This window comes from Sphingopyxis fribergensis, from assembly GCF_000803645.1.
In the GTDB taxonomy this organism is placed as follows: Bacteria; Pseudomonadota; Alphaproteobacteria; order Sphingomonadales; family Sphingomonadaceae; genus Sphingopyxis; species Sphingopyxis fribergensis.
The window spans coordinates 4,280,719-4,303,809 of sequence record NZ_CP009122.1 but is presented as its reverse complement, the minus strand read 5'-3'; the positions used below and the strand labels follow the sequence as shown (position 1 = coordinate 4,303,809).

The following is a 23,091-nucleotide window of genomic DNA, read 5'->3' as shown; positions in this document are numbered from 1 at the left end:
GGCCGCCATGTTGATCGGCGCTTCGGCGAGGCTGATCCGGGATCTGGAGCAAATAGGCTTCATCGCCAGGGTGGGCGGCACGGCAGGCAGCCGCCGCGCCTTTTCGCAAATGCTGCGCCTTGCCCGCCGCGGCCGCGATCTCGGCTTGACAATCGAACGGGCGCTGATCCTGCTTCAGCTCTGGCGCGCCCGTTCGGACGCCGATGCCGGGACGATCGCGCACCGCCACGCCGATGCGCTGAAGCGCCATATCACCGACATTCAGGCGATGGTGAGCGCGCTTGAGCATCTCGCCTCCTTCGCCAAAAGCGACGCGCGCGGCGACGGGCCGAACCGCAATGACATGGCAAACGACAAGGCCGCGATAGCCCCGGCTGGACGCGCGCGCCTCCGCCTCCGCCGCAACCCGGCGCGGTTCGCCGCGGAGAAAGCGGCATTGGCCCCGTGGTGCGCGTCGACGGAGCGGCGGACGTGACGCAAGAGATGATAGAAATGTCCGGTGGCGCGCGCAGGCCGGTTCTGATCCTCAGCGTCGCCCAGGCACTTTATCTTTCGACGCTCTCGGTGATCTTCACTTTTTCGGGGCTCGTTGGGGCGGCGCTTGCGCCGATCCCGAGCCTCGCGACGCTCCCCCTCGCACTAAGCACCGTCGTCACCGCCGTCACGACCATTCCGGTTTCGATGCTGATGGCGCGGATCGGGCGCCGCGCCGGCTTCCAGCTCGGCGCTTTCGTCGGCGCCGCGGGCGCCAGCCTCGCGGCTTGGGGAATCGCCAGAGGGGACTTCGCGCTGTTCTGCTTCGGCAACGCACTGATCGGCGTCTTCCAGGCGTCCGCCATGTATTACCGCTTCGCCGCCGCCGACCTCGCCGCGCCGGCGTTCCGCCCGAAGGCCGTATCATGGGTCCTGGCGGGCGGAGTGGCCGCCGCGGTCATCGGCCCCGAGGTAGCAGCGCGAACGCGCGCGCTTGTTCCGGCGGCCGAATATATGGGGGCCTTTCTCGCTGCCGCGCTGCTCGCTCTCTTCTCTATCGCCGTGCTTGCAGCTTTGCGCGCGACGCCGCCCGCGATCGCGGCGGAGGCAGACGCGCGCGGACGCCCGCTGCTGGCGATCATGCGCCAGCCGGTGTTCGTCGTCGCGGCGCTCAATGCCGCCGCCGCCTATATCGTGATGAGCTTCGTGATGACCGCCTCGCCGCTCGCGGTGGTCGCCGCTGGCCACGAGGTCGATGCCGCGGCCAGCGTCACGCGCTGGCATCTCGTCGGTATGTTCGCGCCGTCCTTCTTCACCGGCGGGCTCATCGCCCGCTTCGGGGTGCTGCGTATCCTCGTCGCAGGCGCACTCCTCTTGTCGGTAAGCCTTGCTATCGCGCTCAGCGGGTCGGCGCTATTGGCCTTCCAGGCCTCGCTGCTTCTCCTCGGTGTCGGCTGGAACTTCCTGTTTATCGGCGGCACGACCCTTCTCACCGAAGCCTATGAACCGGCGGAGCGCGCCAGAACCCAGGCCGCCAACGAGTTTCTCGTGTTCGGCACCACGGCGCTCGCGACGCTCGCGGCCGGCACGATACAGACCGGTCAAGGCTGGGCGACGGTCAACATCGCCGCATTCCCGGCGCTGCTGGTCGCGGGACTTGCGACAGCCTGGTTCGCGGTGCGGCGCTCGCGACCGGAGATCGCGGCCAGGTGACGGTATCGGGACCGGCACCGCTGAGGCCGGGATCGGAGCCATATCCGAAGATTTCATGCCGGCGCCGGGGATCCGCCAACAATCGCAAATGGTCCGCATTGCGGCGGGTCTGCGGCGAACAGGTCCAAATATTCGAGAGGCTCCGCGTCCCAAGGCCAAAAAGTCCCACATATGCCGCGATGCCGAGGCAGGGAAATATACCATCAGATGAAGCGGGCGAAGCCGATCGCAAGTGGCCGGCAACTTTCGGACCGGCGCCCATATTTGAACCTTGTCGACAGCCCGGCAGCATCGCAGGCTGATCGCGCCCCGACCGGCCGGCGTCGCAGATCATGTGCTTTTATCCGATGGCGTCGAATGCGCGATGCGGTCACGGGTTTCGGGACGGGCAAGACCAAAGCATTTCGGCCGGGAAGCCGGATGAAGCGCGCCCCGGCTCCATGATTGGATACCGAAGCGCACCCATGGCCGGGCGTCGGTGTTCACCGACGTTCGGGCACTTGACCGACCCGCTCAGGGGGGCTGAGGGAGGGGTAACGGGTCGGCGAGATGTGGCAGGCGGCCTAGCGGTTCAGCCACCGCTGCATTTGTTCGATTTCATTCTCCTGGGCGGCGATGATCGCTTCGGCCAGCTGGCGCACCTCGGGGTCGGCTCCATGTTTCAAGACGACCTGCGCCATCTCGATGGCGCCCTGGTGATGCGGAATCATCCCGCGAAGAAAATCGAAATCGGCATCGCCGCTGAACTTGATCGTCATGGCGGCGTGCATCCGGTCATTCGCTTCCTGATAGGCGCGAATGACCGGGTTTCCGGAAGGGGGCGATCGCATGTGGCCGCGATGCTGGTCATGTTCCATGCGCTTCACTTCTCCTGTTTCAGATCGCGGTGGCGGGATAGCCGTCGTCGGTGAGTGCCTCCTCGATTTCCTGCTGGCTGGCGGAGGTAGTGACGGTGATTGTGCGGGCGACGGTATCGGCCTCGACCACGGCGCCGGGATCGACCTTGGCGATAGCGTCGGTGACGTGCGGCACACAGGAACCGCACGTCATATCGGGTACAAGGAATTGCATGGGATTCTCCTTTGTTCTCGGGTTCCTGCCGATGGAGATGGGGTTTGCCATCGTGGGCAGGTCAAGCGTCGTTCGTGAAAAAATAATTTCGCCCTGCGGTCCTTGACCTTGTCACGATGGCAAACCCCACATCGCCTGAAGATCGCATCACCAGGAGATTTTATGCGCCGTTTCTATATCCCCGATATGACCTGCGGCGGCTGCGCCAGGTCGGTCACCAGGGCGCTGCAAAGCGTCGACCCGCAGGCCCGCATCGAAACCGACCCGCCCGCGCGCGAGGTTCGGGTCGAGAGCGTGGCGGACGAAGCCGCATTCCTCGCGGCGCTCAGCGAAGCAGGCTATCCGGCCGGGACACGTCCCGCAGCCGCAGCCATCCGATCGGGAGATTAGATCATGGATGTCAGACATTTTTTCATGGCCGGCGCGGCGGCGCTGGCGGTGACGGGCATGGCGGCACGACCGTCCTTCGCGGCGGAGGCTCCCCTGAGCGGCGCCTTTGCTCTTCCCGGCATCACGGAGAAAGTGACCGCCGAACTCACTGTCCGGGAGACCGGGCCGCTTGCGCGCGAGCTGGTGATCGCTTTTACCGACAAGATGACGGGGCAGCCCGTCACCCAGTTCGACGAGGAACTGGCGCGGGAACTCCACTTGCTGGCGACCGACAGCGCCTTCTCGACCTTCGTGCACGAGCATCCGGAGAAACCCGGGCCGGACGGGCGCTTCCGGATCGAGGTGCGTTTCCCCAAGGCCGGGCTCTATCATGTGTACGCCGATGTCATGCCGAAGGGGCTCGGCCAGCAGGTCGTCCGCTTCGACGTGCCGGTCGATGTTGAAAAGACCCCGGTCGCGCAGCAATCGCCGCCGGTCGCCGCCGCAGAGGGATCCGACGGCCCCTATTCGATCGAGCTCGACGCCGCGGCGCTCCGGGCCGGCGCCGAAAACATGATCGCCTTGACGATTTTGAAGGATGGCAGGCCCGCGACCGATCTCGGGCTCTATCTCGGCGTGCCCGCGCATGCGGTCTTCGTGAGCACCGACGATCTCGGCTATGTTCACGCGCACGCCATGGCGGATGCTCCGAAAGGCGGCCATCATGCACATGGGCAGCACGCGCATGGATCCCATGCCGATCCAGGGGCGGCCATCCCGGCCAAGCTGATGCTTCACGCAGCGCCGCCACGCGCGGGCCGTTATGCACTGTGGATCCAGTTCATGGGTGGCGGCGAGGTGCGGACGGTGCCCTTCGTCGTCACCGTTCCGCCGGCGCCGTGACCGCGCCGGGGCACGCCGTTGCAACCGCGCCCCTTTCTCGAACTTCTAATGCAAGCCACACGAATTCGATATCGCCCGGTCTCTTCGCGGACAGGGTCGGGCATATCGCGCGTACAGTTGATCGCGGCCGGCCATAGTAGATCGGAAGTGCGGACATCCGTGCCAAAGCGCCAGCTGCGTAACAGGCGCCGCCGACCTTGGGATCAAACCCGGCTCCGCCGAACCGAAACCGATGGAACGAACCATGCCAAATCCACGCTCATCCCACGATCGACATGGCTATGATCACCACCACGTGGGCGGACATGACCATGATCACTCGCATCTTCCGGTGGTTACGGAGGATAACGAACGCAAGATTCTCCTTTCCTTCCTGATCATCTTCGCCTTCATGTTCGTCGAAGCTGTCGGCGGATATCTCTCGGGCTCGCTCGCGCTTCTGGCCGATGCCGGACATATGCTGACCGACGCCATCGCGCTCGGCCTCGCTTACGCCGCCTTCCGTCTCGGAAGGCGGGCTGCCGACGGGCAGCGCAGCTTTGGCTACGCCCGGTTCGAGGTGATCGCCGGGTTCGTCAATGCCCTCACTTTGTTCGGCATTGTCGCGTGGGTTCTCTACGAAGCGGTCGAGCGTTTCCAGAATCCGGGACCGGTTCTGGCCGGCTCGATGTTCGTGGTCGCCCTCACGGGCATGCTCGTGAACCTTTTCGTCCTCTGGTTTCTCACCCGCGGCGATTCAGACCATGTCAATGTCAAGGGTGCGGTGCTGCACGTGATGGGCGACCTGCTCGGCTCCGTCGGCGCCATCGTGGCCGCAGGCGCGATCTGGTTCACGGGCTGGACCCCGATCGACCCTATTCTCTCGGTGCTCGTGTCGCTGCTGATCCTGCGCAGCGCGTGGAGCCTGCTCAAGAACACATTGCATATCCTGCTCGAAGGCGCGCCCGCCAACGCCAGCAGTTCCGAAATATCCGAACATCTTCGTGCGGCCGTCCCGGGCCTGCAGAATGCCAGCCATATCCATATCTGGTCGTTGACGTCGGGGCGCGTGCTGGCGACGCTCCAGGTGCAGCCGGCGGACGGAGCCGATATCCGCCATGTGATTGGCCAGGTCGAGCACGAACTGAAGACGAAATTCCAGATCGAGCACCCGACAATCGGGATCGACTGGGACGGAAATGCCGGTTGCAGCCTCGACGCGCCCGGCCAGGCAATGGCGGCTCATACAGGCCACGCGCACTAGCCGGCTGCGCGTCATGGCTCGACCCTCGTCGATGAATGGTGGAGGTCGAACGAAAAGCCCCCGTTCGCTCCGAAAAGGATCTCCTGCCGGAGACCTTCGCTTGCGGGATACCTACAGGATCAGAGCCGCGCGCGGGAGTCGCGTTCCTGTCTTTTCCATCCGTTCGATCCTGTTGAACGGGCTGTCGTCCCAAAACGCAGAAACCCGCAGTCTGGGCGCTTGAAGCCATCCGCCCCCGAATCGCTGGGCGGGGGCATCCATCATTGGCCGAGTATGACGGGAGCACCTGATTGCCGAAAACAGCGCCGATTCCCAGCCGTCCCCGCGAAACCCGCGTCCTCCATATGCCGCGCCAGCGGAGGCATGGCCCCCGCTGACGTGAGGCTTTCAGCCGACCGGTACATCCTTTTGCGGCCCGGAGGTTCCAACGAACAGCAGCGCCGCGAGCGCGGCAACACCGGCGGCGACCCCCGCTCCCAGGAAGGCGGTCTGGAAACCGGCCAGCATGGTTTCGGCGGTCTGGCCGGTGCCTTCGCCGGAACCGGAGGTCGAGAGCGCAACCATGATGGCGAGGCCGATGGCGGAGCCGATCTGGTAGGTCGTGTTGATCAGCCCTGATGCCAGGCCTGTCTCCTCGGGCCTCGCGCCGGCCATGCCCGTCATCGTCGTCGGAATATAGGCCAGGGCCATGCCGAAGGCGGCGAGGAGAGAAGCCGGCAGAACGTCCATCAAGAAAGTTCCGTCCGGCGGCAGGTTCGCGAACATCCAGAGCGCGCCGCCCATGAGCAGCAGCCCGAGCACAAGATTGGGCTTGGCGCCAAACCGTCCGATCAACCTGCCCGAAAGGCCGACCATCACGACCATGATCGTCACGGTCATCGGTAAAAGCGCGAGGCCGCTGGCGAGCGCCGAGAGGCCGAGGATCTGCTGGAGATAGAGGTTCAGGAAGAACCAAAGCGGGATCCAGGCGGCCCCGAGCAAAGCCATCACGAGATTGCCCGCCGCGAGGTTCGGCGCCTTGAAAATGCCGAGGGGAAGAAGCGGCTCGCGCCGCGCGAACTGGGCAATCAGGAAGATTGCGAAAAGAATTCCCGAAACCACCAGTATCGACAATGTCTGCGAAGGGTCGGAGCCGGCTGATTCGATCGAGACGATGGCATAGACGAGACTGACAAGCGCACCTGTGACGCTGATCGCCCCGAACCAGTCGATGCCGCCGCTGCTGCGCGGTGACTTGCCGAGCACGGCCGGAACGAGCGCCAGCACGAGAAGGCCGAGCGGCACGTTGATCAGGAAGGTCCAGTTCCAGCTCATCCATTCGGTAATGACGCCGCCCAGAAACACGCCGGCCGAGCCGCCCGCCGCGGCAGCGGCGCCCCAGAAACCGAACGCCTTGCCGAGTTCGGCACCATCATGCCCGAAAAGGCGCATGAGGATGGTGAGGGCGGATGGCGCGATCAGCGCGGCGCCCACGCCCTGCAAAGCCCGTCCGGCAAGCAGCATCTCCTGGCTTGGCGCCAGCCCTGCCAGCAGCGACGCCAAGGTGAGTATGGCAAATCCGCCCGCAAAGATGCGGCGGGCGCCGAGCAGATCGCCCAGCCGTCCGCCGAGGAGCAGCAAGCCGCCAAAGGCGATGACATAGGCATTGAAGATCCAGCTCAGCCCGCCCGCGCTGAAGCCGAGGTCGGCCTGCATGGCGGGCAAGGCCACGCCGATGATCGATGTATCGAGGATCACGATGAACTGGGCGGCGCAAAGCAGCGCGAGAGCGGCCCATCTCTTCGGATCGGGTATGAAGTCCTGCATTGGAATTCCCCAAGATCAGTTTCCCGCTTATTGCGATTGATGCCGGGGGTCGGGCTTCCAACGCTGGCATGGTCAATAGCCAAAAGCCTAATTTCGTCTCGATCGATCGAGGTATGCGCCTGAGGGGCCGTAGCGAGGTCGAGCGCGGAAATTCGCGGCGGCGGACGCCGTGTGGAAATTCGCCGCGCGCGCCTCCCTGTTCAAACTACCGGCGAAAAAGCCCTTGACCCTCCAACGATGGAAAACCGCAACCCCCGAGTTTGAACGCCCCCATCCATTCGGATCAGCGGGCGCTGATTCGGAGGTTGAGATGCGAAAATCACGGGTTGCCGCGGCACTGGGTATGATATTGGCGACGGGGCTGGTGGTGTTTTGGGTGGGCGGGCCGGGAGGCGATGAACAGGCCGCCGCTCCGGCGCCGCCGATGGTGCTTGCAGCATCGGTGGTCGTGCAGGATCACGTGCCGCGTTCGACCTATACCGGGCGCTTGACGGCGGTCGAGACGGTCGACCTCAAGCCGCGCGTCTCGGGCTATATCGCCCATGTCAGCGTCCCCGAGGGGCAGATAGTCCGCCGCGGTCAGATCCTCTTTCGCCTCGATAGTGCGCCTTTCGCGGCGCGGCACGCCGCAGCACGCGCGGCGACGCGCGAAGCCGAAGCGCGGCTGGGACTCGCGGCGGCCGAGGATGTGCGGGCCCGCCGGCTCGTCGCCGAGGGTGTTGCCGGGCGTGAGCGGTCGGACGTAACCACCGCGACCCTGCGCGAGCGCGAAGCCCAGGTCGCATCGGCGCGCGCGGCGGAGCGACTGGCGGCGCTCGACCTTCGCTATGCCGGCGTCGAAGCACCCATCGCCGGCCGGGTCGGTCAGATACTCGTCACCCGGGGCAATCTGGTCGCCGGCGGTGAGGCTGCGACACCGCTCACGACCATCGTCTCGGTTGATCCGCTTTTTGTCGAATTCGATGTCGACGAAGCGACCTATCTTCGCTCGCTGGCCGATCGCCGCGGGCAAGGCGCCGGGGCCAAGGTCGACGTCCGCCTCGAAGACGGCAGCAAGCGGTCGGCGCGGCTGGATTTCATCGGCAACCGCCTCGACCGTGCGACGGGCACGATCCGCGCGCGTGCGATTTTGCCCAATCCGGGCGGCCGTCTGGCGCCGGGCCTGTTCGCCGAAGTCGATATCGCGACCGGCGATACACGGCCAGCCATTCTGGTCAGCGACCTCGCGATCGGCGTCGAACAGGGCAGACGCTTCGTCCTTGTTCTGGGTGCGAAGAACGTGACCGAATATCGTCCCGTGACACTGGGCCCGATCGTGGACGGCCTGCGCGTTGTGGAGAAAGGCTTGCGGCCCGGCGACCGCGTCATCGTCAAGGGGCTCGCCGGCCCCGGCATGGCGGTCAAGCCCAAGATCGTGCCGATGCCGCGCGGCAATGGCGTTCAGAAAGCTGGCGTGCAGCGGGAGGCGGCGCGATGAACTTCCCCCGCTTCTTCATCGACCGGCCGATCTTCGCGATCGTGCTGTCGGTGCTGCTGCTGATCGCGGGCCTGCTTGCGCTCCTCCGCCTGCCGCTCAGCGAATATCCGGCGGTGGCGCCCCCGACGGTGACCGTTGTCGCCGCCTATCCCGGCGCTTCGCCCGAGGTCATCGCCGAAACCGTCGCAAGCCCGATCGAGCAGGCGGTCAACGGCGTCGAGGGCATGCTCTATATGGCGAGCCAGGCCTCCACCGACGGCCGGATGACCCTCACGGTCACCTTCGCACAAGGGACCGATCCCGACATCGCGCAGGTTCAGGTTCAGAACCGGGTGTCGCGCGCGCTGCCGCGCTTGCCCGAGACGGTACAGCGGCTGGGCGTGACCACGCAAAAGGTTGCGCCCGATGCGCTGATGGTCGTGCATCTTCTCTCGCCATCGAAGCGTTATGACCCGCTCTACATCTCCAACTATGCGCTGCTCCAGGTTCGCGACGAAATCGCGCGCATTCCCGGTATCGCCGATGTGGTCGTCTGGGGCGCCGGCGAATATTCGATGCGCGTCTGGCTCGACCCGGCGCGGATCGCTTCGCGCGGCCTGACCGCGAGCGACATCGTCGCTGCGATCCGCGCACAGAATGTAGAGGTCGCCGCGGGCAGCGTCGGGCGCCAGCCCAGCCCCGCCGCCGCGCAGCAGGTCGCGCTCGACGTCAAAGGCCGCCTCGCGACCGAGGAGGAGTTCGCCGCGATCGTCGTCAAGACCGGCGCCGACGGCCAGCTCACCCGGCTGGGCGAGGTCGCCCGGATCGAAATGGGTGCCAACGACTACGCGCTGCGCTCGCTGCTCGACGGCGAGCCCGCGATCGCGCTCCAGATATTGCAAAGCCCGGGCGCCAACGCGCTCGACACGGCGGCACAGGTTCGGGCGACGATGGACCGGCTCTCGAACGGGTTCCCGGACGGGCTGGAGCATCGCATCGCCTATGATCCGACGATCTTCGTCGAGGCTTCGATCGCAAGCGTGATCGTCACGCTGCTCGAGGCGACGCTCCTCGTCGTTCTTGTCGTGATCCTCTTCCTTCAGACCTGGCGCGCGTCGATCATTCCGCTCGTCGCGGTGCCCGTCTCGTTGGTCGGGACATTGGCGGTGATGTATTTGTTCGGCTTTTCGCTGAACACGCTGTCGCTGTTCGGACTGGTGCTATCGATCGGCATCGTCGTCGATGACGCAATTGTCGTCGTCGAGAATGTCGAGCGCCACATCGGGCTTGGCGAAACGCCGCGCGAAGCCGCGCGCAAGGCGATGGCAGAGGTTACGGGGCCGATCATCGCGATCACCTCGGTCCTCGCCGCGGTCTTCATCCCCACTGCCTTTCTTGGCGGTTTGCAGGGCGAATTCTATCGCCAGTTCGCGCTTACCGTCGCCATCTCGACCATCCTGTCGGCGGTCAATTCGCTGACGCTGTCGCCCGCGCTCGCCGGGGTGCTGCTCAAAGGCCATGACGCGCCGCGCGACCGCATCCAGCGCGCGATCGACAAGGGCTTTGGCTGGCTGTTCCGGCCCTTCAATCGCGCCTTCGATCGCGGCTCGGTCGCCTATGTCGGCGGCGTGCGACGTGTCGTCCGGCGCGGCGCGGTCGCGGGATTCGTCTATGCCGGATTGCTCGGCCTGACCTGGTTCGCCTTTGACAAGCTGCCCGCCGGTTTCGTGCCTGCGCAGGACAAATATTATCTCGTCGGCATCGTCCAGCTCCCGAACGGCGCGTCGCTCGACCGCACCCAGGCGGTGGCCGAGCAGGTCTCGAAGATCGCGCTGGCGGAGCCCGGGGTCGAAAGTGTCGTCGCCTTTCCGGGCCTGTCGATCAACGGATTCGTCAACGTGCCGAACGCCGCCGTCATGTTCGTGATGCTCGATCCTTTTTCCGAGCGCACTTCGCCGGACATGGCGGCGGGAGCGATCGCCGGACGACTGCAGGGCAAATATGCCGCTGTCCCCGACGGTTTCGTCGGCGTTTTTCCGCCTCCTCCGGTTCCCGGTCTCGGCGCGACCGGCGGGTTCAAGATGCAGATCGAGGACCGCTCGGGCGCGGGTTATGAGGCGCTCGCTGCTGCCAGCGCCAAGGTGATGGCGGCTGCTGCCAAGGAGCCGGCGCTTGCCGGACTGATGACCAGCTATAATGTCGCCTCGCCCGAACTTTCGGTCGATGTCGACCGGGCCAAGGCGGCGGCTCAAGGCGTGGCGATGACCGATGTGTTCGACACAATGCAGGTCTATCTCGGCTCGCTCTATGTCAACGACTTCAACCGCTTCGGCCGCACCTATCAGGTTTATGCGCAGGCCGAAGCCGACGCGCGGGCGCAGCCTGATGCCGTCGGGCGGCTTCAGGTCCGCAACGCCCAGGGCGAGATGGTCCCGCTCGCGACGCTGGTCACGACCGCGCCCGGCGCGGGCCCGGATCGCATCATCCACTATAACGGCTTTCCATCGGCTGATATCAGCGGCGGTCCCGCGCCGGGCTTCAGCTCGGGGCAGGCGGTCGCGGCGATGGAACGGATCGCGCGCGCCGAACTGCCCGACGGCATGACCTTCGAGTGGACCGATCTGACCTATCAGGAAAAGACCGCGGGCAATGCCGCCCTCTACATCTTCCCGCTCGCCGTGCTCCTCGCCTTCCTGATCCTTGCGGCGCAGTATAACAGCTGGTCGCTGCCGCTGGCGGTCCTGCTCATCGTGCCGATGTGTCTCTTGAGCGCGCTCGTCGGGGTCTGGCTGACCGGCGGCGACATCAACATCTTCACTCAAATCGCCTTTGTCGTGCTGGTGGGACTGGCCGCGAAAAATGCGATCCTGATCGTCGAGTTCGCGCGCGCGCAGGAGGACGAAGGTCTCGATCCGCTTGCCGCAGCGCTCGAGGCCTGCCGGTTAAGACTTCGCCCGATCTTGATGACGTCGATCGCCTTCATCGCCGGCGCGGTCCCCCTGGCGATCGCCACAGGGGCGGGCGCCGAAATGCGGCAGGCCATGGGCATCGCGGTGTTCGCCGGCATGCTCGGGGTGACGCTCTTCGGCCTCTTCCTCACCCCGCTCTTCTACGTCGTGATCCGCAAGGCCGTTCTGCGGCGCGAGGCGCGGCGCCTTTCAAGCCCGGACACCAAGCCGCAGGAATTGACCCTATGACATCGATCGCCAAACTTTCACCCGCCGTCCTGCTCCTTGGCCTGGCCGGGTGCGCTACCGTCGGCTCCAACTATGTTCCCCCGCAGATCGAGGCACCCGGCGCCTATGCTGCGCAGCCGGTGGGCGTCGAAGATGCCGCTGTCGAAACCGCGTGGTGGAAACTGTTCGGCGACCCGGCGCTCGATGGTTTGATCGCCGAGGCGCTCGCGGCCAATCTCGACGCGCGGCTCGCCGTCGCACGGCTTGAGGAGGCGCGCGCACTCGCCGGCGTGTCGCGCGCGGCGCGGCTTCCTGGCGGCGGTGTTGATGCCTCCTATCAGCGCCGCCGTCCGGCCGATGCCGAGCGTCCGGTCGGTCAGCCACGCGAGGGCGATGTTTTGCGCCTCGGGGCAGAAGCCAGCTGGGAGATCGATCTGTTCGGCCGTATCCGCCGCGGGGTCGAAGCCGCCGAGGCCGACGTCGGTGGCGCCGAGGCACTGCTGCGCTCGGCCCGCGCGGCGGTTACGGCGGACGTCGCCAGCCATTATTTTGAATTGCGCGGAAGCGAGGCCGCGCTTGCGATCGCGCATCGCCAGATCGAAACCCAGCGGCGTTCGCTCGAAGTCACATATAAGCTGGAGCGCGCCGGCGCGGGCGCGCGTTTCGATGTCGTTCGCGCAGAGGCTGCGCTGTCCGCCGTCGAGGCGACGCTACCCGGGATCGAACAGCGCATCGGCACCGCGCGTCATGCGCTCGCCGTCCTGCTTGGCCAGACACCGCAAAGCTTCGCCGGTCCCGCCGCGACGACAACCGACCTGCCGCAGGTCACACAGATCGGCGTCGGCGCGCCCGCCGACCTGTTGCGGCGGCGGCCTGATATCGCCGCCGCCGAACGCGCGCTCGCCGCCGCCACCGCACGGCGCGGCGTCGCCGAGGCCGATCTATTCCCGACGGTGCGCCTGTCCGGGTTCATCGGGCTTCTCGCGGGCGGGTTCGAATCCTTGTTCAGCGGCGGTGCGCTTGCTTTCTCGGGCGGCCCCAGCCTCGATTGGGGGGTGTTCGATATGCCGCGGCTGCGCGCGCAGGTCCGTGTCGCCGATGCCCGCGTCGATGCGGCACTCATCGATTACCACCGGACCGTCCTGATCGCGCTTCGCGATGTCGAGGACGCGTTGACGACCTATGGTGCGGTCCGGACCAGCCTCGCGATGCGCGACCAGCAGGTCGGCGCCAGTCGCGAAGCGGCGCGAATGGCGTCGGTTCGCTTTCGCGAGGGCGAGGGCCAATATCTGGACGTTCTCGATGCCGAACGCAGCCTGTACGAAGCCGAAGCCACCCTCGTCGCGGCGCGCTCTGACCATCTCCTGTCGGTGGTCGAAATTCACCGCGCGCTCGGCGGCGGCTGGGAGGTGTGCGAAATGGAAAATGGTTCAGATTGCACCGGGTAACGCCGGATAATTGCCCGTTGGACCGTGCGAGAGATGTGGCAATGGCTTGCGAGCGGCGAGCGACAATCACCCCTGCCTGACATCGGCGACGATACCGCCCGTCATACGGATCAGATCCTTCGCGTTTGTGCGAAATGCATGAGTCGGCGAGCCGGCGGCCGCCCAAATGGAGTCGAGCGAGAGCAACGCGGCATCGATGATCGTGACCGGGTCGCAGTCATGGCCCAAGGGAGGAACGCCTCCAACGACGAAACCGGTTTGTTCCTGCACCCATGCGGCGTCCGCGGATTTGACCGCCCTTTCCGTCACCGCCGCGACCTTGCTGCGGTCGATCCGATGAGCGCCCGATGCGATCACCAGAACTACATCCTCGCCGGCGCGAAAGACGATCGACTTCGCTATCTGCGCGACAGAGCAGCCGACAGAAGCCGCCGCATCCTCGGCAGTCTGCGTTCCTGCCGGAAATTCAGCAATGCTGTCCGCATGCCCGGCAGCGCGCAGCGCTTGCCGCACCTTCTCGACCTTGTTCATGACTTTCCCTTCATTCTTCTCATCGAACCCGATCCTTGTCCTCGACTTTCCCTCGTCGGCAACGCCATGCGCGCTGCCTCGCAGCCACGCCATCATGCCCTTCTGTTCCGCCCCAAAGCGACGGAAAGCCCGAGAACGGAGAGTGAGACTGCAAGCACCACGGCAGGCGCGACAGCATGGTCGTAGTCCGCATTCACCAACGTAGTGAGCGTCGCGGCCGCCATGACCGAAGCTCCGAGCGCGGCGCCGAACGGCCGGGTGGCGGATCGCATCAACAAAATGCCGGCCGTCAGTTCCAGGACGGCCGTGACATAATGGAACCAGTCCGGATAGCCCCAGGCCGCATAGGCGGCGGCATATTCTTCGGAAATGAGGGCGTTGCCATAGGCTCCGAACAGGAAAAATGCCGCCAGCAGCCACGCCAATATCGTCGATAACAGGGGAAGAGCCTTATTCACTTTACTGACCTTTCGGAAAGGAGGGCGCTGTCGGTCGACCGCGCTTGCTGCCAGCCGCCGCCGAGCGCCTTGAACAGGTCGACCCGCGCCAGCGACAGTCGCCGCAGCGAAGCCGCATGGGAGGCTCGCGCGGCCAGCAAGTCGGACTGGGCGACCAGCACATCGAGCAATCCGATCGAACCGGCGCGATAGCGCCTGTCGGCAAGCTCGTAGGCTCGCTCCGATCGGTCCTGCGCCTCGCGCAGCGCGGCCAGCCGGCGCTGTTCGGTCGCTACGATGGCGAGGGCCTGTTCGACCTCCTTGAGCGCCGTGATGACCTTCCCGTCGAACGCGGCCAGCGATGCCGCGCCCTGCGCCTCCGCCTGGCGCAGCCGCGCGCGGGCGACCGACATGTTGGGGAACCGCCACGACAGCAGGGGACCAAGCGAGAAACTGAAGGAATCGCTTCCCCGCACCACGTCGTTGCGGAAGAAGGTGCCGGAACCGCCAAGGCTGATGACCGGATAGAGGTCGGCGGTCGCCACGCCGATCCTCGCTGTGTCTGCCGCAAGCTGCCGCTCGGCCTGCCTGAGATCGGGCCTTCGCCGCAGCAATGCCGCGCCGTCTCCGATGGGAATGGCGGCGGCAGTGGGTTCAGGCGGCACCGCGCAGCGCCGCGCGGTTTCGGGCACATTGCCCGGCGTCGTGCCCAACAGGGCCGCCAGTTCGAACAGGGCGACCTGCCGCTGTCCCTCGAACGCCGGCAGCGCTGCCCTCGCGGTCGCCTCCGCTGCTGCCGCCCGTTCCACGTCGAGCCGGCTTGCCGATCCGGCGCGCGCCTGCTCCGTCACCACGCGCCGGCTTTCCGTGCTGGTCTGCAACGACTGCCGCGCCACCGATAAAGCGTAAGCCGCCGCGCAGGCGTCCAGATAGGCGCGGGTCGTTTCCGCAGCGACGGTCACGCGCACGGCATCGCGGGCGGCTTCGACCGCTTCGGCATCGGCGCGGGCCGCCTCGACGGCGCGCCCGATCCGGCCGAACAGATCGGCTTCCCAGGAAAGCGCGACTCCGGCGTTCTGCGACCATTGCGCGTCATTGCCGACCGGCGCGTCGACCTGTGCGGAATCGCCATAGCTGACGCCGCCCGATACCTCGGTGGATGGCAGCCGTCCGGCGCGCGCCTCCCGAATGATCGCGCGCGCTCTGGCGAGATTGGCCGATGCGACGCGCAGGTCCGTGTTGGCCGCGAGGGCCTGCTCGATCAGGCTGTCGAGCGCCGGATCGCGGTAGAGCCGCCACCAATCGTCGGGCAGGTCGCCAGCCCGGTCGATGCCGTCGACCGTCGTGATGAACGGCCCTGCCGACGCAGCGGGGGGTCTGCGGGGGGCATAGGCAGGGCCGGCCGCGCAAGCCGAAGCGAGCAGCGGCAAGAGGATAAGAGAGAGCCGGGACTTACGCATTGGCCAGACCCCCTTCAGCCGGGTATTCGCCGGTTTCGGTCGGCTCCTTCGGGCGGTGATCGCCCGCCAGCAGGGAATAGACGGTGGGCAGCACGAACAGCGTGAACAGCGTTCCCACCAGCAGGCCCATGACGACGACGATGCCGATGGCAAAGCGGCTGTTCGCCCCGGCGCCCCCGGCGAACAGCAGCGGCACGAGGCCGGCGGCCATCGCCGCGGTGGTCATCAGGATCGGCCGCATCCGCACCGCCGCGGCATGGCGGATCGCCTCGACCCGGCTCCAGCCTTCATGCCGCTGCATCTCGTTGGCGAAGGACACCATCAGGATGCCGTGCTTGGAAATCAGCCCGATCAGCGTGACGAGCCCAATCTGGGTGTAGATGTTGAGCGTGGCATAGCCGAGATAGAGCGGCGCCAGCGCCCCGCATATCGCCAGCGGCACAGTGACGAGGATCACCAGCGGATCGCGGAAGCTCTCGAACTGCGCCGCCAGCACGAGGAAGATTACCACCAGCGCGAAGCCGAAGGAGACGGTCAGCCGGTTGCCTTCCTGCACATATTGCCGGCTGTTCGACAGCCAGTCGACGCTCGTGCCCGCGGGCAGCGTCTGGCTTTGCAGGAAGTCCACCGCCTGCCCCATGGTCACGCCCGGCAGCAGCACGGCGGACAGCGTAGCGCTGTTCATCTGGTTGAACTGCGGCAGCCGGTTGGGCTGCGGGCGTATTTCGACGCTGGCGATGGTGGCGAGCGGAACGAGGCTGCCCGACGCCGTCCTCACCTGGAACCGGCCGAGATCGTCGGGCGCGAGCCGGCGGCTCTGCGGAACCTGCGCGATCACGTCATAGGAACGGTCGTGCCAGTTGAACCGGTTCACATAATTCTCGCCGACGAGGATCGCCAGCGTGTCGGCGACTTCGGACATGCTGACGCCCATTTCGCCCGCTTTCGCGCGGTCGATGGTGATGTGCGCTTCGGGGCTGTCGAAGGCGAGGTCGCTGTCCACGAAGGCGAACAGTCCGCTGCCCCAGGCGGCGCCCTTGATGGTTTCGAGCGTCTGGTAGATTTGCGGAAAATCGTCCGCCGAACGGATCACCATCTGCACCGGCAGGCCGCCGCTGCCCGCAGGCAAGGGACTGTCCTGAAAGGCGGTCGCATAGACGCCGGTCACCGCCGCCGTGCGCACGGTCAGCTCCGCCTGAATGTCGTCGGCCAAACGGTCCCGTTCCGCCCAGTCCTTGAGCACGACGCCGCCGAACCCGCCATTGGCGTTGTTATCGCCGCCCGAGCCGAACCAGCTGCTCCTGAACTCGGGTAGGGTCTGGAAGATGCGCTCGACTTCATCGCTATAGCGCCGCGTGTAATCGAGGTTGGCATATTGCGGCGCCTTGGTCTGCACGAAGACATATCCCATGTCCTCCGGCGGGGCGAGTTCGCGCTGGGCGCCGGTGAACAGCAACACGATCGCGCCGAGCATGGCGACGCCCACGATCAGGACGGCCGCCCGCGCCGCCAGCGTCCGGTCCAGCAGGCGGGAATAGCCGGCGGTGAGGCGGTGCATGCTGCGCTCGATGGCCTGGCTCAGCCTGCCTTCGCCCAGTTTCGAATGGAGCAGCTTGCCGCTCATCATGGGCGACAGCGTCAGCGCGACCACGCCGGACACGATGACAGAGCCTGCCAGCGTGAAGGCGAATTCGCGGAACAGCGCCCCCGTCAACCCGCCCATCAGCCCGATGGGGGCATAGACCGCCGCCAGCGTGATCGTCATCGCGATCACCGGCCCGACGATCTCCCGCGCGCCGACCAGGGCGGCCTCGAACGGCTTCAGCCCCTCCTCGATATGGCGGTGGATGTTCTCGACCACGACGATGGCGTCATCGACCACCAGCCCGATGGCGAGGACCATGGCCAGCAAAGTCAACAGGTTGAAGGAAAAACCGAAGGCCAGCATCAGCGCCGTCGTGCCCAGCAGCGACAGCGGAATGGTGACGACGGGGATGATGACCGCGCGCAGCGAGCCGAGGAACAGGAAGATCACCACGACCACGATCAGCACCGCCTCGACCAGCGTGCGCTCGACCTCGTCAATCGAGGCGTTGACGAAGTGGGCGACGTCGAAATCATTGGCGACCTCCACCCCCGGCGGGGCGACGCGCTGGATTTCGGGCAGCAGCGCCTTCACCGCCGCGACGATCTCCAGCGGGTTGCCGTCCGGCGTCGGCGAAATGGCGATGGACACGCCGGGACGGCCGGAGGCCTGCGCGGCGGCGTCATAATTCTGCCCGCCAAGTTCCACGGTCGCGATATCGCCCAGCCGCACGACGCCGCTGCCGCCGGTCTTTACGACCATGCGGCGAAACGATTCCACGTCGCGCAAGTCGGTGCCGGCGGTGATGTTGATCGCGGTGTTTGCGCCCTTCAGCTTGCCGGGGGACGCTTGCACATTATTGGCGCGCAGGGCGGCGGCGATGTCGCCCGCCGTGAGGCCGCGCGCGGCGAGCTTCACCGGATCGACCCACACGCGCATCGCCAGCGGGGCGCCGCCGCTGATCTGGGCGGATGCGACGCCGGGGACCGAGGTGAGCATCGGCTGGGCGACGCGCGCGGCGAAATCCACCAGCTGCGGCGGCGGCAGATCGTCGCTGATGAAGGAGATATACTGGATCGCCGAAGCGCCGTCGGTGATCTTGGTGATGACGGGATCGGTGACGCCCGTGGGCAGGCGGAACTTGACCTGCTGCACTTTGGCGAGGATTTCCGTCATCGCCCGGTCGGCATCGGCATTGAGTACCAGCTTGGCGCTGATCCGGCTGCTGCCCTGCATCGATGTCGAGGTGATATATTCGATGCCGCTGGCGGTCGCGATCGCTTGGGCCATGGGCGTGGTGACGAAACCTTGCATCACATCCTGCGTCGCGCCGGGAAAGGTCGTGTCGATCGTGATCGTCGCGCTTTCCATCCGGGGATATTGCCGGACCGGAAGGCTGAACGTCGCACTGACGCCCACCAGCAGGATCAGCAGGCTGACCACGATCGCGAGGATGGGGCGGCGGATAAAGATGTCTGTGAACGCCATATCAGCGGCCTCCAGCCCGTGCGGGGGCGGTCACGGTCACGTCCGCGCCGGGCTGGATGCGAAGCTGCCCTTCCGTCACCACGACATCGCCGGGCTTCAGGCCCCGTTCGATCACTATGTCATTGCCGATTCGTCGCCCGGTGCGGACCGGAACGAACTCCGCCTTTCCGCCTTTCCGGGCATCCTTGCCGCGAATGACGATCACGCTGTCGCCCTGCGCCGATGTCTGGATAGCCGTCGCCGGAACGACGAGCGCACTTGTTTGGGGCGGCAGCACCAGCGAGGCGGTGACATACATGCCGGGGCGAAGCACCCGGTCGGGGTTGGGCAGGATCGCCTGTACGGTAATGTTGCGCGTGTCCTCGCCGATCCGGGGTTCGACCGCGTTCACGCGCGCGGTGAATGTCCGCTGCGGATAGGCATCGCTGGCAACCGTGACCGTGGCGCCCGGCTTGATCATCCCGAGGTTCTGCTGCGGCAGCGCGAATTCGACATAAAGTCGCGACAGGTCGGTCAGCGTGGCGATCGGATCGCCGGGATTGAGATACTGGCCGGGATTGATGCGGCGGATGCCGATCTGCCCGGCGAACGGCGCCCGCACCTGTTTCTGGATCAGCCGCGCATCAAGCTGACGCACCGCCGCAAGCGCCTGATCCCGTTCTGCGCGGCGCTCTTCAAGCTGTTCGCGCGGTTCCGCGCCGCTCGGTGCAAGCTCTTCCGAGCGCACAACTTGCATGCGCGCGAAGGCAGCCCTTGCCCGCGCCGCGTCCCGGTCCGCCCGTTCCGGCCCGTCGAAAAGCTGAACAAGCAAGGCCCCGGCCCCGACCTCTGCGCCCGAATCAAACCGGATTGCCGAAACGCGACCGGCAACTTCGGCTGACAATTCCACTTCCCGCACGGCCCTGAGCGTGCCGATCGCTTCGAGGGAGAGGGGAACGTCCCTTGGCTCCAGTTGCATGGCGGCCACGGGCAGCGGTGCTTGATGCCACTCCTGCGCCTGTCCCGCCTTGAGCACGCGCCAGACGAACAAGCCTCCCAGCACAAGGGCAAGGGCGAAGACCGTTGCAAGGATGGTGCGAATGTGTGGGAGGCGCGCTTTCGTGCGCTCGATCAAGCTCATGTCGGCTCCGGTTTATGTCCGCGAGTTCGGACGGAATGGATGCTTGCGGAACAAGCCGACCTGCCTCATACAACCTCAACAATTATTGAGGTCAAGGGCTATTTATGTCTTCCGCAGTGTCGCAGGTTTTGGCCGTGGGCGAAGTGGCGCGCCGCAGCGGCGTGGCTGTCTCTACGGTCCATTTTTATGAGAAGCAGGGCTTGATCGCGGGCTGGCGCACGGAAGGAAACCAGCGCCGTTATCACCGCTCCGTCCTGCGCCGGATCGCCATCATCCGCATTGCCCAGCGTGCCGGCATCCCGCTGGCGATCATCAAGGACGCGCTGGCCGACATGCCGCACGATCATGTCCCCACTGCGGCAGACTGGCGCAATTTCACCGATGCCTGGACCGGCATGCTCAACGAGCGGATCATGTCGCTGACTCAGCTTCGCGACCAGATCGTGAGCTGCATCGGCTGCGGCTGCCTGTCGCTTGAGGAATGTCCGCTACGCAATCCGATGGATGAACTGGGGCGGTCGGGACCGGGGCCGCGGCGACTGAATAATCGCTAGCCTGCGCTACCCTCGAGAGGGTGGGTAAATAGTAATGGACAATTTTTTGCTTAGAATTTTTGGGCCCATCATCATCTCGTCAACGTCAGGCCGCCTCCCAGGTCCCTCTCGGCGGGTGGGCTGGTCGCGCGGACGTGCCTTGCGGCGGGCCTGATCCAACGCTGCGTCGCCATGTTCAAGCAGAAGCTCTTCGACTGCGAGCGACACCGCGTTCTCGAACCGGCGGGAGCGCCGCCAGCGAAGGCCGTCGAGCCACCGCTTCATCATGATCGGATCGAGCCGGAAAGGGGAAGAGTAAGGGTCATGTCCGCGGAAGCGACGTCTCGCTTGCGGCAGGCGCTGGAGCTGATGCCGGCGCATCCAGCTGGACGGCGATGCGGAGCGGCAGCAGCATGTCGCGCGGCGGCGCGGCCGCGAGCTGCTGGCCGACGATCAGCGCCTGCATATCGGCATTGGCCTCCGCGTGGGTGAAGGCAGGATAGTCGATGCGTGAGATTTTGCCGTCGCGCTCAATCCAGACCTTGATGACCAGGGGCGCGGTTGCCGCGTCTGGTGCGGGTCGGGTCGCATCGAGATAGGCGCGCAGACGTGTCGCCGGCTCGTTGTGCGCCTCGAGCCAACCGGTGATGGAGGTTGTCGCGAACTCGGCGTAGCGCACCCATTCGACCGGCGCGGCCGAAGGCGCGACACTCTGCGCCGCAACAGGCGTAGTCGAGGCAATCCCGGCGCCGACAAGGGCCGCAATCCAGCGTGTGACGCGGGACAAAGGTGAGGATTTGGAGGTAGACCGCATCAGCGCGCTCCCAGAAACATGAGGCCGACAAGCACCGCGGCTGCGACACTCACCGTGCGATAGAAATGAAGCTCGAAAGCACTGACCGGGCGACTGCGTTTCACCGCCCGGTCCCGCGCCCGGCGCTCGCGTTCGGCAACGACGTCAGCGCGGATCGCCTGGACCCAGCCCGCTAACCCGCGAACGCTGGCGATCGGACTCTCAGACACCGGCGCCTCCGCCGGCGATGATGAGCGGCCGCCAGTCCCGGCTACCTCGAGGGATGCGGGCGCCCGGAACAGCGTTCATATAGGAATCGACCATGGCCGCCGCCTCGCGGTAGAGGATTGCGATCGCGCCAAGGGCCAACAGGCTGGTGATGAGAACCCCCAGCATGAAGGCCCCCAAGGCAATCAGGATCGTCCCCATGGTCGCTTCCCTCTTTCCGGCCTTATCGCTGCGCCGGCGCCTGGACGGCTGGCTGTTGCTGCGGCAGGCGCTCGCGTTCGAAGCTGATGGTCTGGATGCGGGCATCCAGAGCGCGCACAACGTCCGCTGTCAGATCGTTGGCGAAATTGCCGCCGAGCGCCGCGCCGCGATCGAACAGCAGCCCACAATTCTTACTGCTATAGACTTGGGCGATTACGGGCTGCGCTTCGGTGGCGATGCGTTCCAGCGCCTTGGCGCGGGTCGCCTCGATCTCGCGGCTGGAATGAGCGGCCTGGGTTTGCAGCGCCTGCCAGCTGCGGGCCAGGGTTTCGCGGCGCTGGCGGTTGGCCGCATTGTCAGGCTGGCCTTCGAGTGCGCGTGCTTCGGTTTCCAGAGCCGGGCGCTGCCCGTCGATTTCGGCCTGAGCGGCGCGGGTCAGCTCGGCCAGACGCGCAGACGCGGCCTTGCCGACAGCGGCATTGGCGAAGATGGCTTCGCGCGAGAGCAGGCAGACACCGGGCACGATGGGGCCGCCAAGGGGCTGCGCGGCTGGGGCAGCGGCAGGTGCCTGTCCGCCACCGACCGTCTGCGCCGAGGCAGAGGCGCCTGTGAAGGCGGAAGCGAGAATAAGGGCGGAGAGGAGAAGAGGACGGCTGTTCATGATACGACTTTCCTGGACTTGTTGGACTTTGCCGGGGCGACGGCCTCGGCGGCAGCGGGTTCGTTCGAAGCACCTGACGATGACGGATCCGCGACGAGACGCAGCGCCTGCCGATCGACCAGCGCGCGGAAGCGGTCGAGCGAGGCGAGGTGATGATGCACGAGCGCAAGCAGGCCTTGCTTGTGCCAGGCAACGACCGTCTCATCATCGAGGCCTGCAAATTTCTCGGCATCGACGATCAGGAAGTTATTGAGACCCAGCTTGCGGCCATCGGACAGGGTCGCATCCGCCCGCCGGTCGACCAGCAGATCCTTTTCCTTCAGCGCATCCGTGAACAGCTTGGTCAGTTCCGCTTCCCGGCCGAACGCTGTGCAGAACTCCAGCGCCTGCTGCGTCAACGCGGAGGGCTTGCCGTCCTCGAACAGCGCCGTCCCTTCAGTCCCGCCCTGAACGACCCGATCCGAACCGCTGTCGATCGACAGGGCAAAGCCGTCGGGCTCCTCGGTCCTGCCGAAGGTGAAGGGATATCGGCGGACATAAGCGGGGATGTAGCAATCGCTCGCCCAGCGGCCGTCCTCGACGAAGAGATTGGTGGGCTCCAGGCCCAGAACGGCGATCGGCTGCGCGGTGTCGCCAGCGAACACGACCGGATAAGTGCGCGCCGCCGAAACGATTTCGCTCGCCACGATCGGCAGGAAGGGCGTTTCGGCCGCGAAGGACACATCGCCGGCCTTCAGGCGCCAGTCAGCGTGAACGGTCGAATGGAGTGGCTGCAAGGCCTTGTAGAAGAGCGGAAGCATGGGGGCAGCGGTCGAGGCCGCAGCGTTGGCGTTGTCTGCCATGATTAAGCAATCTCCGAATGAGGTAGTCCGGGACGGCGGCCAGTGGACCGCCGC

22 protein-coding genes are annotated in these 23,091 nt (G+C 66.0%); 9 read left to right on the top strand and 13 right to left on the bottom strand.

Going from position 1 to position 23,091, the window contains the following annotated elements; translation table 11 throughout:
* Positions 1 to 7 precede the first annotated feature (7 nt).
* Both SKP52_RS24825 and SKP52_RS20140 read left to right on the top strand, forming a co-directional pair.
* Positions 8 to 475, top strand: a complete 468-nt coding sequence (locus SKP52_RS24825) for a MerR family DNA-binding protein (RefSeq protein WP_051128685.1) — start codon at positions 8 to 10, stop codon at positions 473 to 475.
* Positions 472 to 1,686, top strand: a complete 1,215-nt coding sequence (locus SKP52_RS20140) for an MFS transporter (protein ID WP_228383712.1) — start codon at positions 472 to 474, stop codon at positions 1,684 to 1,686. Before SKP52_RS24825 ends, SKP52_RS20140 begins: the two co-directional genes overlap by 4 nt.
* Before the next feature lie 563 nt (positions 1,687 to 2,249).
* Here SKP52_RS20140 and copM read toward each other — a convergent pair.
* Both copM and SKP52_RS20130 read right to left on the bottom strand, forming a co-directional pair.
* Positions 2,250 to 2,543, bottom strand: coding sequence for a CopM family metallochaperone (gene copM / locus SKP52_RS20135; RefSeq protein ID WP_015456761.1), 294 nt, complete (start codon positions 2,541 to 2,543; stop codon positions 2,250 to 2,252).
* A 19-nt stretch (positions 2,544 to 2,562) separates the two neighbouring features.
* Entirely contained in the window at positions 2,563 to 2,757 is a 195-nt protein-coding gene (locus SKP52_RS20130; protein ID WP_015456760.1) for a heavy-metal-associated domain-containing protein, read from the bottom strand.
* Positions 2,758 to 2,919: 162 nt separating this feature from the next.
* On the opposite strand from SKP52_RS20130, the gene SKP52_RS20125 reads away from it, so the two are divergent.
* From SKP52_RS20125 to SKP52_RS20115, 3 genes are all read left to right on the top strand, one after another.
* On the top strand, positions 2,920 to 3,147 hold the full coding sequence (locus tag SKP52_RS20125) for a heavy-metal-associated domain-containing protein (RefSeq protein WP_015456759.1): 228 nt from the start codon (positions 2,920 to 2,922) through the stop codon (positions 3,145 to 3,147).
* A 3-nt stretch (positions 3,148 to 3,150) separates the two neighbouring features.
* Complete coding sequence (locus tag SKP52_RS20120; RefSeq protein WP_015456758.1) at positions 3,151 to 4,029, top strand: hypothetical protein; 879 nt, start codon at positions 3,151 to 3,153, stop codon at positions 4,027 to 4,029.
* A gap of 331 nt (positions 4,030 to 4,360) precedes the next feature.
* Positions 4,361 to 5,272, top strand: a complete 912-nt coding sequence (locus SKP52_RS20115) for a cation diffusion facilitator family transporter (protein WP_015456757.1) — start codon at positions 4,361 to 4,363, stop codon at positions 5,270 to 5,272.
* Positions 5,273 to 5,659: 387 nt separating this feature from the next.
* On the opposite strand, the gene SKP52_RS20110 is transcribed toward SKP52_RS20115, so the two are convergent.
* On the bottom strand, positions 5,660 to 7,078 hold the full coding sequence (locus tag SKP52_RS20110; protein ID WP_015456756.1) for an MFS transporter: 1,419 nt from the start codon (positions 7,076 to 7,078) through the stop codon (positions 5,660 to 5,662).
* 310 nt (positions 7,079 to 7,388) lie between these two features.
* Between SKP52_RS20110 and SKP52_RS20105 the strand changes: the two genes are divergently transcribed.
* Genes SKP52_RS20105 through SKP52_RS20095 form a run of 3 tightly spaced genes read left to right on the top strand, consistent with a single transcriptional unit; the run spans position 7,389 to position 13,158 of the window.
* Positions 7,389 to 8,555 (top strand): efflux RND transporter periplasmic adaptor subunit, encoded by a 1,167-nt coding sequence (locus SKP52_RS20105; protein WP_015456755.1) that lies wholly within the window; start codon positions 7,389 to 7,391, stop codon positions 8,553 to 8,555.
* Complete coding sequence (locus SKP52_RS20100; RefSeq protein WP_015456754.1) at positions 8,552 to 11,731, top strand: efflux RND transporter permease subunit; 3,180 nt, start codon at positions 8,552 to 8,554, stop codon at positions 11,729 to 11,731. Before SKP52_RS20105 ends, SKP52_RS20100 begins: the two co-directional genes overlap by 4 nt.
* Positions 11,728 to 13,158, top strand: a complete 1,431-nt coding sequence (locus tag SKP52_RS20095) for an efflux transporter outer membrane subunit (protein WP_015456753.1) — start codon at positions 11,728 to 11,730, stop codon at positions 13,156 to 13,158. The genes SKP52_RS20100 and SKP52_RS20095 overlap by 4 nt, the downstream gene beginning before the upstream one ends.
* A 66-nt stretch (positions 13,159 to 13,224) precedes the next feature.
* Here the strand turns inward: SKP52_RS20095 and SKP52_RS20090 are convergent, their stop codons facing one another.
* From SKP52_RS20090 to SKP52_RS20070, 5 genes are read right to left on the bottom strand one after another with little or no spacing between them, the layout of a single operon-like run.
* Positions 13,225 to 13,785 (bottom strand): YbaK/EbsC family protein, encoded by a 561-nt coding sequence (locus tag SKP52_RS20090; RefSeq protein ID WP_228383711.1) that lies wholly within the window; start codon positions 13,783 to 13,785, stop codon positions 13,225 to 13,227.
* Positions 13,782 to 14,147, bottom strand: coding sequence for a DoxX family protein (locus SKP52_RS20085; RefSeq protein WP_039578005.1), 366 nt, complete (start codon positions 14,145 to 14,147; stop codon positions 13,782 to 13,784). Before SKP52_RS20085 ends, SKP52_RS20090 begins: the two co-directional genes overlap by 4 nt.
* Positions 14,144 to 15,556 carry an efflux transporter outer membrane subunit gene (locus tag SKP52_RS20080; protein ID WP_407695042.1) on the bottom strand — a complete coding sequence of 471 codons (1,413 nt, stop codon included), beginning with the start codon at positions 15,554 to 15,556 and terminating at the stop codon, positions 14,144 to 14,146. The genes SKP52_RS20085 and SKP52_RS20080 overlap by 4 nt, the downstream gene beginning before the upstream one ends.
* Positions 15,557 to 15,578: 22 nt before the next feature.
* On the bottom strand, positions 15,579 to 18,659 hold the full coding sequence (locus tag SKP52_RS20075; RefSeq protein WP_015460390.1) for an efflux RND transporter permease subunit: 3,081 nt from the start codon (positions 18,657 to 18,659) through the stop codon (positions 15,579 to 15,581).
* A 1-nt stretch (position 18,660) separates the two neighbouring features.
* On the bottom strand, positions 18,661 to 19,779 hold the full coding sequence (locus SKP52_RS20070) for an efflux RND transporter periplasmic adaptor subunit (RefSeq protein WP_052208623.1): 1,119 nt from the start codon (positions 19,777 to 19,779) through the stop codon (positions 18,661 to 18,663).
* 104 nt (positions 19,780 to 19,883) lie between these two features.
* Between SKP52_RS20070 and soxR the strand changes: the two genes are divergently transcribed.
* Positions 19,884 to 20,333 (top strand): redox-sensitive transcriptional activator SoxR, encoded by a 450-nt coding sequence (gene soxR, locus SKP52_RS20065; RefSeq protein WP_039577993.1) that lies wholly within the window; start codon positions 19,884 to 19,886, stop codon positions 20,331 to 20,333.
* A gap of 301 nt (positions 20,334 to 20,634) precedes the next feature.
* Here the strand turns inward: soxR and SKP52_RS20060 are convergent, their stop codons facing one another.
* From SKP52_RS20060 to SKP52_RS20040, 5 genes are read right to left on the bottom strand one after another with little or no spacing between them, the layout of a single operon-like run.
* Complete coding sequence (locus SKP52_RS20060) at positions 20,635 to 21,126, bottom strand: hypothetical protein (protein WP_039577989.1); 492 nt, start codon at positions 21,124 to 21,126, stop codon at positions 20,635 to 20,637.
* Positions 21,126 to 21,335 (bottom strand): hypothetical protein, encoded by a 210-nt coding sequence (locus SKP52_RS20055; RefSeq protein ID WP_039577985.1) that lies wholly within the window; start codon positions 21,333 to 21,335, stop codon positions 21,126 to 21,128. The genes SKP52_RS20060 and SKP52_RS20055 overlap by 1 nt, the downstream gene beginning before the upstream one ends.
* Positions 21,328 to 21,534 carry a hypothetical protein gene (locus tag SKP52_RS20050; protein WP_039577982.1) on the bottom strand — a complete coding sequence of 69 codons (207 nt, stop codon included), beginning with the start codon at positions 21,532 to 21,534 and terminating at the stop codon, positions 21,328 to 21,330. Before SKP52_RS20050 ends, SKP52_RS20055 begins: the two co-directional genes overlap by 8 nt.
* A 22-nt stretch (positions 21,535 to 21,556) precedes the next feature.
* On the bottom strand, positions 21,557 to 22,195 hold the full coding sequence (locus SKP52_RS20045; RefSeq protein ID WP_039577979.1) for an OmpH family outer membrane protein: 639 nt from the start codon (positions 22,193 to 22,195) through the stop codon (positions 21,557 to 21,559).
* On the bottom strand, positions 22,192 to 23,037 hold the full coding sequence (locus SKP52_RS20040) for a SapC family protein (protein ID WP_039577975.1): 846 nt from the start codon (positions 23,035 to 23,037) through the stop codon (positions 22,192 to 22,194). The genes SKP52_RS20045 and SKP52_RS20040 overlap by 4 nt, the downstream gene beginning before the upstream one ends.
* Between the last annotated feature and the right edge of the window lie 54 nt (positions 23,038 to 23,091).

Bases quoted from the DNA above. Each gene is read 5' to 3' on its own strand.
- SKP52_RS24825 (WP_051128685.1), top strand. From the start codon at position 8: ATGTTGATCGGCGCTTCGGCGAGGCTGATCCGGGATCTGGAGCAAATA.
- copM (WP_015456761.1), bottom strand. From the start codon at position 2,543: ATGGAACATGACCAGCATCGCGGCCACATGCGATCGCCCCCTTCCGGA.
- SKP52_RS20130 (WP_015456760.1), bottom strand. From the start codon at position 2,757: ATGCAATTCCTTGTACCCGATATGACGTGCGGTTCCTGTGTGCCGCAC.
- SKP52_RS20125 (WP_015456759.1), top strand. From the start codon at position 2,920: ATGCGCCGTTTCTATATCCCCGATATGACCTGCGGCGGCTGCGCCAGG.
- SKP52_RS20120 (WP_015456758.1), top strand. From the start codon at position 3,151: ATGGATGTCAGACATTTTTTCATGGCCGGCGCGGCGGCGCTGGCGGTG.
- SKP52_RS20110 (WP_015456756.1), bottom strand. From the start codon at position 7,078: ATGCAGGACTTCATACCCGATCCGAAGAGATGGGCCGCTCTCGCGCTG.
- SKP52_RS20105 (WP_015456755.1), top strand. From the start codon at position 7,389: ATGCGAAAATCACGGGTTGCCGCGGCACTGGGTATGATATTGGCGACG.
- SKP52_RS20100 (WP_015456754.1), top strand. From the start codon at position 8,552: ATGAACTTCCCCCGCTTCTTCATCGACCGGCCGATCTTCGCGATCGTG.
- SKP52_RS20095 (WP_015456753.1), top strand. From the start codon at position 11,728: ATGACATCGATCGCCAAACTTTCACCCGCCGTCCTGCTCCTTGGCCTG.
- SKP52_RS20090 (WP_228383711.1), bottom strand. From the start codon at position 13,785: ATGATGGCGTGGCTGCGAGGCAGCGCGCATGGCGTTGCCGACGAGGGA.
- SKP52_RS20075 (WP_015460390.1), bottom strand. From the start codon at position 18,659: ATGGCGTTCACAGACATCTTTATCCGCCGCCCCATCCTCGCGATCGTG.
- SKP52_RS20070 (WP_052208623.1), bottom strand. From the start codon at position 19,779: ATGAGCTTGATCGAGCGCACGAAAGCGCGCCTCCCACACATTCGCACC.
- soxR (WP_039577993.1), top strand. From the start codon at position 19,884: ATGTCTTCCGCAGTGTCGCAGGTTTTGGCCGTGGGCGAAGTGGCGCGC.
- SKP52_RS20060 (WP_039577989.1), bottom strand. From the start codon at position 21,126: ATGCGGTCTACCTCCAAATCCTCACCTTTGTCCCGCGTCACACGCTGG.
- SKP52_RS20050 (WP_039577982.1), bottom strand. From the start codon at position 21,534: ATGGGGACGATCCTGATTGCCTTGGGGGCCTTCATGCTGGGGGTTCTC.
- SKP52_RS20045 (WP_039577979.1), bottom strand. From the start codon at position 22,195: ATGAACAGCCGTCCTCTTCTCCTCTCCGCCCTTATTCTCGCTTCCGCC.
- SKP52_RS20040 (WP_039577975.1), bottom strand. From the start codon at position 23,037: ATGGCAGACAACGCCAACGCTGCGGCCTCGACCGCTGCCCCCATGCTT.